This is a genomic window from Mesorhizobium sp. M7A.F.Ca.CA.004.04.2.1 (genome assembly GCF_004022825.1).
Lineage (GTDB): Bacteria > Pseudomonadota > Alphaproteobacteria > Rhizobiales > Rhizobiaceae > Mesorhizobium.
The window spans coordinates 1-12,455 of the sequence record NZ_RZPH01000055.1; the positions used below are offsets into that span (position 1 = coordinate 1).

9 protein-coding genes and 1 pseudogene are annotated in these 12,455 nt (G+C 62.4%); 5 read left to right on the plus strand and 5 right to left on the minus strand.

The annotated features are described in order from the left end of the window. The 5 genes from EN893_RS04540 to EN893_RS04560 form a co-directional block, all read left to right on the plus strand. Positions 1–333 (plus strand): AraC family ligand binding domain-containing protein (locus EN893_RS04540; RefSeq protein WP_128361423.1); only part of this gene is annotated, 333 nt, incomplete at its 5' end. Positions 334–508: 175 nt separating this feature from the next. Further along, the gene (locus tag EN893_RS04545) at positions 509–1,156 is read left to right on the plus strand and encodes a response regulator transcription factor (RefSeq protein WP_127268144.1); all 648 of its coding nucleotides are present in this window, start codon (positions 509–511) and stop codon (positions 1,154–1,156) included. Positions 1,157–1,474: 318 nt separating this feature from the next. Then, a complete protein-coding gene (locus EN893_RS04550) occupies positions 1,475–5,077 on the plus strand; it encodes a DUF5801 repeats-in-toxin domain-containing protein (protein WP_128361424.1) in 3,603 nt (1,200 codons plus the stop codon). Positions 5,078–5,154: 77 nt separating this feature from the next. Then, positions 5,155–6,924: a type I secretion system permease/ATPase gene (locus tag EN893_RS04555; protein WP_127269267.1), complete on the plus strand. Its 1,770-nt coding sequence runs from the start codon at positions 5,155–5,157 to the stop codon at positions 6,922–6,924. Beyond that, positions 6,921–8,270: an HlyD family type I secretion periplasmic adaptor subunit gene (locus EN893_RS04560; protein ID WP_127269264.1), complete on the plus strand. Its 1,350-nt coding sequence runs from the start codon at positions 6,921–6,923 to the stop codon at positions 8,268–8,270. Before EN893_RS04555 ends, EN893_RS04560 begins: the two co-directional genes overlap by 4 nt. Before the next feature lie 21 nt (positions 8,271–8,291). Here EN893_RS04560 and EN893_RS04565 read toward each other — a convergent pair whose 3' ends face one another. From EN893_RS04565 to EN893_RS04585, 5 genes and pseudogenes are all read right to left on the minus strand, one after another. Then, the gene (locus tag EN893_RS04565; protein ID WP_127269265.1) at positions 8,292–9,128 is read right to left on the minus strand and encodes a sulfite exporter TauE/SafE family protein; all 837 of its coding nucleotides are present in this window, start codon (positions 9,126–9,128) and stop codon (positions 8,292–8,294) included. Positions 9,129–9,221: 93 nt separating this feature from the next. Beyond that, positions 9,222–9,968, minus strand: coding sequence for an SDR family NAD(P)-dependent oxidoreductase (locus tag EN893_RS04570; protein ID WP_127270367.1), 747 nt, complete (start codon positions 9,966–9,968; stop codon positions 9,222–9,224). Positions 9,969–10,001: 33 nt separating this feature from the next. Further along, positions 10,002–11,180 (minus strand): alanine--glyoxylate aminotransferase family protein, encoded by a 1,179-nt coding sequence (locus tag EN893_RS04575; RefSeq protein ID WP_127270366.1) that lies wholly within the window; start codon positions 11,178–11,180, stop codon positions 10,002–10,004. A gap of 26 nt (positions 11,181–11,206) precedes the next feature. Beyond that, a complete protein-coding gene (locus EN893_RS04580; RefSeq protein WP_127267957.1) occupies positions 11,207–12,013 on the minus strand; it encodes a 4-pyridoxolactonase in 807 nt (268 codons plus the stop codon). A gap of 47 nt (positions 12,014–12,060) precedes the next feature. Further along, positions 12,061–12,455: pseudogene (locus EN893_RS04585) on the minus strand (ABC transporter permease); the annotation flags it as partial.

Consider the following 12,455-nt stretch of genomic DNA (forward strand, 5'->3'; position numbering starts at 1 on the left):
GAGTTGACTCTGAAGCCATCAGTCACGCCGACCGGAACGTCGTCGATCGCGCGCGTGATCAATGCCGAGATCAGCCGGACCATGGGCGGTGGCATCGAGTATCTGGAGAACGCCTCGATCGACTGGACCGTGACCTATGACGAGGTCCTGTTCATCCATGAAGGCACGCTGACGATCGAACTGGATGACGGCCGCCACGAATGCCGCCCTGGCGACATCGTCTGGCTGCCCAATGGCACGCATCTGAAATACATCGCAACCGAACGCACCGGCTATTTTTACTGCCTATACCCGTACGACTGGGCCGCGCGGCAAGGGACGTTAGAACCTTGACGTGACAGGCATATCATAGGTTGGCCTTTCACGGCGCCGTTCCGAGCGGCAGTCTCGGGGCGTTATTATAGCAACATGTATATTAGCTATTACTTGACAATAGGCCTAGGCTCTGGTTTCCTGATTTTACGGGTACTTAACCAAGTTCGTTGCGTTTTTTACGGACGGTGTTCGCATGTCGACGTTGGTCGTGGCGGACCCGCGAGGGGTATATCTCGCCGGTCTGGAATGGGTTTTGCAGAAGGCTGGACACGATGTTGTCGCCCAGTGCCGCCGCCCTGTGGACGTTCTCGCTCATGTGGAGCGCCATCAACCTGATATCGTCATCGTGGGCGTGGATCTCGAGGACCAGCAGACATCAGGTCTTTCCTCACGGCTGAAGGCTGGCAACAGCGCTCTCGGCATCATCTTCATCGTGCAGCCAACCGGCAGGCTCGATATCAAGGAAATACAGACGCTCGACGTCGACGGCCTGTTTCTGGACGGCATCAGCCACCGCTTTCTCGTCGAATGCGTGAATGCGGTGGCGGCGGGCAAGAAGTGGATCGACAACAAGATCGTCCAGCAGCTGCTGATGCCGGGCTCGCAGCCGCAGCCCATGTCCCGGCTGACCGGGCGGGAGACCGAGATCGCCGATCTCGTCTCGCGCGGGCTGCGCAACAAGACCATCGCGCAGCGGCTGCATTTATCCGAAGGTACGGTGAAGATGCACCTGCATCACGTCTACGAGAAGCTGCACCTCGGCGGCCGGGCGGAACTGGCCTGGATGACGCACGGCAAAGCCACCGAGCGTCCACGAACGGGCCGAACCGGCCTGCTCTGACCGTCCCTCTCTCCTCGCGCCGACATTGTACGCACGGCAACGGCCGGAAAGCCGTCTGACGGCATCTGCCTTGTGCCGGCGCGGCCTCCCCCAGCACCCGCCAGCCTGATCTACCGATGGATATATATCGTTCGATCAGGTGCGGACATTGACCGCAATACTATCGAAGCGGGAATGGACGCGCCCTCTGCGCCGGCGGCACAATGAAATTGGAGGGGCGCATTTCAGTATGCGACCGGCTGCACCGGGGTAGGTGCATTTCCGGCATTGGGGGCTGCATCCCTTTCCAGAAAGCATTTTGAACCAAGGAGAATCTCCATGGCACTCGATATCGTAGCTCAAGACATCATCATCGACGAGACAATCGGTTTTACGGACGATGATATCAATCCGGCCATTCCGCCATACGACACCAACCCCACGGTGCAATATCTCCTAAGTCTCGACGATCCGGATGGGTTGACCTCGCCTGAGGTCGCCTTCCAGGCCAACTTCGTGGAGGCCTCGGCGAGCGCGGGAGAAACCATCACCTCGGTCGTTCTCTCACAGAACCTCGCTGGAACCCCGTTTTCCACCACCGTCGGCGTGAACAGCGGCATTCAGACGGTCGATGGCAATTATGTCTGGCTGTTCCAGGACCTAACGCATCCAAACGTCGTGATCGGCGTCATTGGCACCTCTGACGCGGGCACTGAGCCCGCCGAGACCGGACCGCTCGCCTTCTCGTTCGCCCTGATCAACACCAGCAACACCAATGCGGATTTGTATACGGTCCAGTACGTGCCGTTGTTCCATCCGGACGAGACCAACCCGGACGACCGCATCAATCTGGAAGACGCAGTGTTCGCCTCCGTTGCGGGAACCTCCGTGGTCAGTTTTTTGGGCGAGGACGCCGCGCCCGGCAACAATGATTTTTACTTGATCAATTCGCCCGATGACGCTTCCAAGCAGCTTCTGGTGATAGGCTTGAACGGTGGCACCGCCAACGTGAGTGAAAAGGGCTTCGGCGTCAACAACCAGAGCATTAATCCGGGCGAAACGCTCCAGGTCGATTTTGTGACCGGCGGTGATCTGGCCGCGGGTGATGCCTCGGAAATCCAGTACGATAGCCATCTCGAGACCGTCACGCGGGCCGGATTCACAATCAACCAGATCACGCCTTCTACTCCCACTGATCGGGTGGACGTCAGTATCGCTGCCTTCAACAATACGGGCAACGATCAAGGCACGGATTTCTTTGACGGCACCGCGACCAACCTCGTGAACATCACCAGCCTCACGTTGACGGGTGAATCAGGGTTTGCGTCCACCATCATCGCCAATGGCACCTATGCCACTGGGAGCGGCAACGTCACCGTCAGTGGGCTCGGCACGGGCATAGTCACCATCACCGGACTCGACAACGTCACCACCGTCGATGTCATCACCAGCAGCCCAATGGATCGGCTGCAGGTATCATCGGTCGATTCAAACGAAGGGCTCGATATCTCCGAGTTCCATTTCTCGACGACGAACACCAACGCCCACAGCGAAGAGGTCGGCTCCTTCATCAACTTCGACGATGACGGGCCGGCGGTGACAGCGGACGGCACTGTTTCGCCGCTGATTACCGACGATACCGACATTCCCGATACAGCGTCGGCAAGCTTCGCGCCGGTCTTCAGCGTCGACGCCGGCGCCGATGGCCTCGACGGCGTCACCTATGCGCTCGACGTCAAGAGCCCCGGTGTCGACAGCGGCCTCGACGACACGCTCAGCGGCGACAACATCCTGCTGCGCCTCAACGCCAGCGGCGAGGTCGAAGGCTATCTGGCGAACGCCACAGGCACGGTCGCCTTCCTGATCAGCGTCGACGAGAACACCGGCGAGGTGACGCTGACCCAGAATAGCTCGGTCGTCCACAACGATGCAGCCGATCCGGTGGAGAGCGGCGTATCGGCGGCGACACTCGCTGCGGCCGACCTGGTGACGTTGACGGCGACCGCCACCGATGGTGACAGCGACACCGACGCTGCAACCGCCAATATCGGCGACGCCTTCCATTTCGAGGATGACGGCCCGACGGTGACGGCGGACGGCACTATTCCGACGCTGACCACCGACGACAGCGATCTTTCCGATACCACATCGGCAAGCTTTACTTCCGCCTTCAGCACCGACCTCGGCGCCGACGGCGGCGCCGTCACCTATGAGCTCGGCGTCAAGAGCGCAGACGTCGACAGCGGCCTCGACGACACGCTCAGCGGCGATAACATTCTGCTGCGCGTCAATGGCAACGGCGAAATCGAAGGCTATCTGGAGAACGACACGGCTACGGTCGCCTTCCTGATCAGCGTCGATGAGAACACCGGCGAGGTAACGCTGACTCAGGACCGTTCGGTTATCCATAACGATCCGGCAGATCCCGTGGAGAGTGGCGCTTCGGCGGCGGTACTTGCCGCGGCCGATCTGGTTACTCTGACCGCGACCGCCACCGATGGTGACGGCGACACCGCCGAGGCAACAGCCAACATCGGCACTGCTTTCACCTTCGAGGATGACGGCCCGACGATCACGGTGCCGTTCGACGGTGATGCCTCCGGTGGTGGTAGCGATGGTACCCACGAAACCCTGGCTAATGCGGCCAATGCGTCCGCCACCGGAGCCTTCGGGTACGACATCGGCGCGGATGCTCGCCCGGACGCGTTCTACGATGCCACGCACTCTGCCTTCGTCGACCAGGATGGCGACCCGCTTAATGGCATCCAGATCGCACTCACCGGCTCGATCGCCGGCGGCGGCGGGGGCAATCTCATCACCTCGGACGTCACGCTCGCGTCGGAGGACTCCGATTTCGCGACGTTCGACTTCAGCTTCACCTACGACAAGGACCCAGCGGATCTCGTCCAGCCGGGCACGGCGGGCGGCACCCTCCTCTTCGACAAGGGTGCCGGCACTTACACCATCACCCTGACCGATCCGCTCGAAGGCTTCAGCTTCGACCTTATCCACACCAGTGAACTCTTGTCCAAGCAGCCCACGAGCAATACGGGCCACCCGCAGATCGTGTTGGAACAATTGCAGGCGGATGACGGGACCACGCAGAATGTAGACGAAGACTTCTACGTGCAGTTCACCGGCAACGCGATCAACAGATCCAACCCGTTCGGATTGACGAATAACGGCGAGGGGGCATCCAACCCCTTTGACTCCTCATTCGCCTTCGGCGCTCACGACATGGTGAGCAACGACAATGAAACATGGGTGTCTGCGACGCAGAACACCAACGGTGTCGCCGGTGACACGATCCAGAAAGGCGAATTGCTCACGTTGCGGTTCTTCGACAACAATGTCGGTATCGCAACCGAGGTGCAGCAGACACCGCAGACGTCGGCTTTCGCCGGCAGCATGGCCATCGAGTTCGACGGCATCGGCAACAGCGAGGACCTGATGCTGATCCTCAACCTGGCCGACAACGGTGCCGACAACATTTTCGGCACCGCGGACGACACTTCGATCACACGGGCTATGTACGTGCAGAACGCCGACATCTTCAAGACGGGTCAGGCCCCGTCCCCGTACAGCTCGGAGTTCACGCTCGACAACAATGACGGCCTCGTGATCATCGAGCAGAACGACTACAACGCAGCCGGCGAAGAGTACCTGCTGCAGGGTGTCCAGATCATGCAGTCGGGCAACGGGATCACCGGCAGTGCCATCGACCTGATCAGGGAGACCGGAGCTGGCGGCGGCAGCAGCGTTGCGACCAACGATCTGGTGAGCTTCGACGGCGCTGACAACGACGTGCTGAAGATCGTGGACATCGCCTTCAGCACGACCGTGACCGAGACGCCGTCAGCCAGCCTCGACTTCGCCTTCCAGGTGGCGGACGCGGACGGGGATGTGACAGACATGCAGCACATACTTGTTGATGTCGCCTGACACTTGACCAACGGGGGCAGCCGATGCTGCCCCCGTGCGCCTCCCGCGATCTCTTGCACGGAGATGTCATCCAGATGATGAGAACCAACCAACAGCCGCCTGCCCTGCAGGTGGTGATGAAAGAGGCCAGACGCGCCATCCGGCCGCTTGTCTGGTTCAGCGGCGGCATCAACGTGCTGATGCTGACCGGGGCGCTCTATATGCTCCAGGTCTACCACCGCGTGTTGTCCAGCCACAGCCTGGAGACGCTGGTGATGCTGTCGCTTATGGCGGCAGGGGCACTCGCGGCAATGGCGGGGCTGGAGGTGGTGCGCGGGCGTCTTCTGGCTAAAGTCGGATCGTGGATGAACGCGCGGTTGGCACCGGTTCTCCTGACCGCATCCGTGGAATATGCCGCCTCGGCGCCCGGTCATGCCAACGCCCGTCCGCTACGCGACCTGGATCAAGTGCGGAATTTCTTCACCAGCCCGAGCATCTTCCCGATTCTTGACGCGCCTTGGGCACCGTTGTTTTTCGCCGCCATATTCGTCATGCACCCCTGGCTGGGCTGGTTGGCGCTGTGCGGCGGGATTGTCCTCTTTGCGTTGGCGTTGCTCAACGAATACGTCACACGCAAACCATTGACCGAGGCTGCAAATGCACAGTCGCGGGCATACGTGCAGGCCGAGGCGACGATCCGCAACGCCGAGGTCGTCCAGGCGATGGGTATGCTAAAGCCGCTGATGGAAGGCTGGAAGGCACAGCAGGACGAGGCGAACAAAGGACAAGTCCTTGCCGCTAACCGGGGTGGGGTCATCGCGGCCATCGCGCGTTGTCACCGGCTGGCCCTGCAAATGGCCATACTCGGCCTCGGTGCCTATCTGGTTCTTCGCAACGAGGCCTCGCCCGGTATCATGATCTCCGCCTCGATCCTGATGGGCCGCGCATTGTCACCGGTCGAGCAAGCGATCGGCACCTGGAAGGCGACGGTCGGAGCCCGTGCCGCTTACCGGCGCCTCACCGCGGTCGCCGGACAGCACCGGGAGGCCACACCGGTCCTGCCACTGCCCCGTCCGAAAGGCAGGTTTGAGGCCGACAACCTTGTGCTTGCCCGGCAGGGTGGCGAGCACATCCTCAAGGGGATCAACTTCCGCCTCGAGCCGGGTGAAGCGATGGCGTTGATCGGTCCGAGCGGGGCTGGCAAGACGAGCCTGGCGCGCATACTCGCCGGCGCCTGGCGCCCGTCCGCGGGGCGCGCCTTGCTGGACGGAACGGATGTTGCCCAATGGGCGGCGGAAGACCGTGGTCGTCATGTCGGCTATCTGCCGCAGGACATCGAGCTCTTCGCCGGCACCGTGTCCGAAAACATTTGCCGCTTCGCGATGCTCAACCCGGCGGTCTTCAACAAGGTGGTCGAGGCCGCGCAGTTGGCGGGAGTCCACGAGCTGATCAAAGGACTGCCGAAGGCGTACGGCACCGAAATCGGCGAAGCGGGTGCGATACTGTCGGGCGGGCAGCGCCAGCGCATCGGGCTGGCGCGGGCACTCTACGGCGACCCCGCGCTGCTTATCCTCGACGAACCCAATTCCAACCTCGACAGGGAGGGCGAGGAGGCATTGATTGCCGCTCTCGGCGTGGCCAAGGCGACGAATACGACCGTTATCCTTATCGCGCACCGCGCCAGCATTTTGGACAAGGTAGACAAGATACTGGTCCTCAACAGGGGTCAGCAAGATCTCTTCGGGCCGCGCGACCATGTCTTCAACGAACTCGCCAGCCGTGTCGGCAAGGTGGCCCATCTGCCCAAGGCGGCCCAGTTGCCAGCCCTTGAAGTGGTGAAGGAAATCAAAGAGGTCAAGGAAGCATGAGCCGCCCCCCCGAATTGAAGGTCGTGCCGCTGCCCCTCGCGCCGCCCTCTCTCCTGGAGCCGCAACCCCTCCGTCTCACCGGCGTGACGTGCACCGGCTTCGCGATCATGTTCCTGTTCTTCGGCGTGGCCGGGGGATGGGCGGCCCTGGCGCCGCTGGACAGCGCTGCGGTGGCGTCGGGCGTGATCAAGGTCGCCGGCGACCGCAAGCTCATCCAGCACCTCGAGGGCGGCATCATCGCGGAGTTGAACGCCGCCAACGGGGATATCGTCAAGGCGGGCAAGATCCTCGTCGGGCTCGACGACACGCAGGCAAAGGCGCAGCTCGACCTGATCCAGAACCGGATAGCAACGCGTGAGGCGCTGGCCGCGCGTCTCAGGGCCGAGCGTGACGGCAAGACCGAGATCGAGTTCAATCCGGCGTTGCTCGCAAACCCCGCGATCGCCGTGAAGGACGCGGTGGCAGCACAGCGTGACGTGTTTACAGCGAAGCACCACAATCTGAAGGACGAGCAGGAAATTCTCGGCCAGCGCCGTCACCAGGTCGAGGAAGAGATAACGGGGCTGGAGCAGCTTATCGTCACGGAAGACAAGCAGATCGAGGCAATCGAGGGTGAAAGCAAAGACCTTGAGGGTCTGCTCAAGAAAGGGCTGACCACCCGCGAACGGAACTTGTCGCTCAGACGCCAGCAGCGGGAGATCGAGGGCGAGCGCGCCACCAATGTCGCGGCAATCGCCCGTGCCGGAAGCGCCATGGCCGAGATCGACATGCAGATCCTGAACCTCAACACAGTGCGCCTGAACGAGGCCGTCGACGAGTTGAGCAAGGTCGAGGCGGAGCTGTTTGACCTCGGACAGCAGGAGCGTTCCGCCAGGGACGTGCTTAGCCGTACCAACGTTGTCGCGCCGGTTGACGGCATCGTCATGGACTTGAAGGTCCATACCGCGGGCGGTGTCGTGAAACCCGGTGAGACATTGATGACGATCGTACCGCTCGGACAACAACTCGTGGTCGAGGCTATGGTCAAGCCGGAGGATGTCGAGACGATCGCACCCGGACAGCTCGCGCGCGTCAGCTTCCCGGCCTTCGCCCGCTACAACCTGCCGCCGCTCGAGGGCGTCGTGGAGATCGTGTCGGCTGACCGCATGGTTGAGGAACGCAGCGGCGCACCTTATTTCGCGGCGACAGTTGTGATCGACAAAAGCGAACTCGGCAAGCTGGAGGGCCGCAAGCTGCTGCCCGGCATGTCGAGCGAGACGATGATCCGGACGGGGGCTCGCACCGTGCTTTCTTATCTCGCCGAGCCGATCACGCAGAACTTCCGCCGGGCCATGCGGGAAAAATAGCAGTAGGCCGCTGAACCGGATTCAGGAAAGCAGCATTCGCCCGGCCGTGATCGCCAGGAAGAACGCAAAGGCAAGCTTCAGGTAGCGCGGGTTGAGCGCGTGGGCGAGCTTGGCGCCCAAGGGTGCAAACAGAAAGCTCACCGGCGCTATGATGGCAACCGCCGGCAGGCTGACGTAACCCAGGCTGAGCGGAGGCCTGCCTGCAATTGCGAGACCCGACCAGATGAAGCCGGCCACCGCTGGAAGCGCGATAAGCAGGCCAAGCGCCGACGATGTGCCGACGGCCCGGTGCACCGGAAAGGAGAAGCTGGAAAGCGTCGGCACCGACAATGTGCCGCCGCCAATCCCCATGAGCGAAGAGACAAAGCCGATCACAGCAGCGATCGCGCGGTTGATCCAGCCGCTTTTCGGCAGGTGATCGGAGATCACGAGGTGCTTCGGCAACGCCATGTTGACGGCCACCAGCAGGCCGACGACGCCGAAGACCAGCCGCAAGCCGGCGCCCGGGATGAATTTCGACATGATGCCACCGACGAGGGCACCGACGAAAATGGCCGGGCCCCACAGATTGAGCAGAGGCCGATCAACGTTGCCGCGCCTGTTGTGTGACCGCATCGATGAGATCGAGGTGGGGATAATGACCGCAAGCGACGTCGCCACCGCCAGATGGCTGATCACATCAGGAGAAAACTGGAACAGGCTAAGCACCCAGAACAGCACCGGGACGATGACGATACCGCCACCGACTCCCAGCAGGCCAGCCAGCACGCCGGACGCCACGCCGGTCATGGCCAGGCCGGCGACCAGCATTGCAATCGTCAGCTCGTCGAAAACCGACGTGTCGAATCCGAAGTCCACTATGATTTCCCTTTGATGGCCGCGCCCGTCCGCTGCAGCAACCCCGATGCAGGTCGTTCCGAAATGCGTAACAGTTTTTGGGATGCGCTTTGGCTAGTGGCGCACCATCCCGGCGTCGACATTGAGCGTCTGGCCGGTGATCCAGCGCGCATCGTCGGAGGCCAGGAACGAGACCACGTCCGCGATATGTTCCGGCTGCCCTTTGCCTTTCATCGCCTGAAGCATCTCGACGAAGCCGAACGCCTCGTTGTGCGGGCTCGCCTTGACGCCGTCGCTCTCGATCAGGCCGGGCGTCACCGCATTGGCGGTGATGTTGTATTTGCCAAGCTCGGTGGCGAGCGCCCTGGTGAAGCCGATGACGCCACCCTTGGCCGCGACATAGGCAGCCATGTTCGGCGTGCCGGCAAAGAAGGTGTTGGATGCGATGCTGATTACCCGTCCGGCCTTCCCCGCCGCACGCATCTGGTCCGTACCGGCACGGCTGACGATAAAAGTGCCGGTCAAATTGACGTCGATGATCTTGCGCCAATGGTCGAGATCGACATCGTCCCAGGCGACGAACGGCACGATGCTGGCATTGTTGACCAGGATGTCGATGCCCCCGGTCAGGGCCTGGATTTCTCCGAAGAGTGCCTTGACGGATGCCGGATCGGAAATGTCGGCGGCGATCGCCCTCGCCTTTCCGCCTATCGCCGCGGCCGCCGCCCCGGCGCCTTCGGCATTGATGTCGCTGACGATGACGGTTGCCCCGTCGGCGGCAAGCCGCGCTGCGATCGCCTTGCCGATACCCTGCGCGGCGCCTGTAACCAGGGCCGTCTTTCCCGCAAGCCGTTCAGTCATGAAAATGCTCCCTCAATCCGTGGTGATGTCTGTTCAGGCGTCGGCGTCGATCACGGCCAGCGCCGCGTCGATGCCCCTGCCGATCGCCAGTTTCTGGCCGGCCGCATTCATGGCGCCGCCCAGTGCCGTCAGCGCCGCGATCGCATAGATCGGCTGGGCGGTCGGTCCCATATGGCCGATGCGCGTCAGCTTTCCCAAGGTCTCGCCGCGCCCCGACGAAAACACCACGCCGTAACGGGCGCGCGCGGCCTGGCGAAGCGCCTTCTCGTCGAAACCTTCGGGCGTGCGGACAGCGGTCGTGGTCGGCGACGCGATGCTGTCGCTGGCAGCCCAGATCGACAGGCCCATCGCGGCAACGCCAGCGCGCATGGCCTTGGCGGTGAGTGCATGGCGCGCCCACACCGCCTCCGGTCCCTCATTGAGGTAGAGGTCGAGCGCGACATCGAGCCCGTTGATCTCCGAGACCGACGGCGTAAATGGAAACGGCTTGTCCCGCGACCACGCATGCTCCCAGTCGACGATGCTCAGCATCGACGCGCGCGGCGCCAGGGGATTGGCCTTCATCTTGGCCCAGGCCCGCTCGCTGACACCCATCATCGTCAGGCCGGGAGGCGCGCCCAGGCATTTGTTCGGGCCGGTGACATAGATATCGGCCTTGCAATCCCCGGGATGCGTCTTCATGCCGCCAAAGGACGAGACGGCATCGACGATGAGATAGCCGCCATGCGCTGAAACCAGCGCACCGATGGCGTCGATCGGATTGATGGTGCCGGACGGCGTGTCGTGGTGGCAGACGGAAACGACGGTGATCTCCGGATGCGCCTTCAGCATTGCCTCGACCTCCTGCGGATCGATCGCCTCGTTATAGGGCACCTCGATCTCGAGCAGATGTGGCGAATAACGCTTCGCCCAATAGCCGAACCCCTTGCCGTAAACGCCTGAGGCAAGGTTGAGCACGACATCGTCCGGCGTGATCAGCGAGGCCGCGGCGGCCTCCAGGCCAAGCACCGGCTCGCCATGCAGGATGACCGGCTTGTTCGACAGCCGCATCGCCTTTTGCGCCTTGTCGACCACACCTTCGTAGAAAAGCTGGAACGCCGGGTCGTAGTCGTAGAGCACCGTGCGCCCGAGGCCGCGCAGCACTTCGGCATAGGCGTTCACCGGCCCCGCGGTCAGGGTGATGACCGGATCGGCATGTTCGAGATAACGCATCGTCTTGGTCTCCGGATTGGCGGGGGTCAGCCGTAGAATTGCGTGCCGGTCCTGTAGGTCTTGAAGTTGTCCATGTCGTGCGAGTACATCAGCTCGGCGCCATGGTCCTCGGCAAGTTTCTTCACCTTGCGCATCGAATTGACGCCCGCCACCGGGTCGATGTGGAAGGCCGCCTGGCACAGCGTTTCAAGGCTCTTCTGCGTATAGGCCGCGTCGATCGTGAACATGATCGGCTTGCGCTTGGGGAACTCGACCAGCAGGCTGTAATGGCCGATCGAATGGCCGGGCGTCGAGATCAGCCGGACGCCCCTGGCAAGCTCGACGTCGCCATCGATGCCTTCAAAGGTCGAGTTCGCCCGTGTCGTTCCCGCAAGCAATTGCCCGGTCGCGCCACGCGCTTCGGCAGCCTCCGCCGAAAAGCTCAGATCGGAATAGCCGAGATGTTCGAAGGGCTGCGGATCGCACGCCTGCGGCACCTCGGTCCGGTGACAGATCTTCTTGGCATGCGGAAAATACTTGTTGCCGCCGCAATGATCGAAGTGGAAATGCGAATTGACGACGACGTCGATGTCCTTCGGTTCGAGGCCGAGCAGCGCCAGGGCGCCGGGGATGGTCTGGTGCTTTTCCTGGATCGGCTTTTCGAACGGCAGCACCTTCATCACGTGATCGTAGTCGTAGCCGGTGTCGATGAGGAACCGGCCCTCGGCATGCTCGATCAGGATCGAATAGACCGGGAAGCGCACTTCGCCGCCAGGGCCGCGATTCCAGAACACATGATAGCCGTCGAGAACGAGCGAGCCGCCATCGAGCAGGTAGACCTTGGTATCCGACATTCTTGCCTCCTTTATTGGCGCGGGTCCCATCCGCGCATGAATTGTCCTCAGCGCGCGCCGCGCTCGTATGGAATGCCGAGCGCCGCCGGCAGGCTCGCGCGCCGGCCGAACAGCACCAGCATGATCATCACCGCCAGGAACGGCAGCATCTGGATGATGTCGGTCGGTATGTTGATCCCGGCCACCTGCATGGCCGTCGTCAGCGACAGGCAGACACCGAACAGCAACGCACCGAACAGCACCCAGATCGGGCGACCGCGCGCCAGCATGGCCAGCACGATGCCGAGAAAGCCCGCGCCATTGGTGATGAACGGAATGAACAGCCCAGCCCCGACATTGGCGAGATAGGCGCCGCCGAGCCCAGCCAGCGCTCCGGTCGTCAACACGGCGATGGTGCGGGTCCGCACGACATCGATGCCGGCGACATCGAGCGCGGCCGGCT

Bases quoted from the DNA above. Each gene is read 5' to 3' on its own strand.
- EN893_RS04560 (WP_127269264.1), top strand. From the start codon at position 6,921: ATGAGCCGCCCCCCCGAATTGAAGGTCGTGCCGCTGCCCCTCGCGCCG.
- EN893_RS04570 (WP_127270367.1), bottom strand. From the start codon at position 9,968: ATGACTGAACGGCTTGCGGGAAAGACGGCCCTGGTTACAGGCGCCGCG.
- EN893_RS04575 (WP_127270366.1), bottom strand. From the start codon at position 11,180: ATGCGTTATCTCGAACATGCCGATCCGGTCATCACCCTGACCGCGGGG.
- EN893_RS04550 (WP_128361424.1), top strand. From the start codon at position 1,475: ATGGCACTCGATATCGTAGCTCAAGACATCATCATCGACGAGACAATC.
- EN893_RS04545 (WP_127268144.1), top strand. From the start codon at position 509: ATGTCGACGTTGGTCGTGGCGGACCCGCGAGGGGTATATCTCGCCGGT.
- EN893_RS04555 (WP_127269267.1), top strand. From the start codon at position 5,155: ATGAGAACCAACCAACAGCCGCCTGCCCTGCAGGTGGTGATGAAAGAG.
- EN893_RS04580 (WP_127267957.1), bottom strand. From the start codon at position 12,013: ATGTCGGATACCAAGGTCTACCTGCTCGATGGCGGCTCGCTCGTTCTC.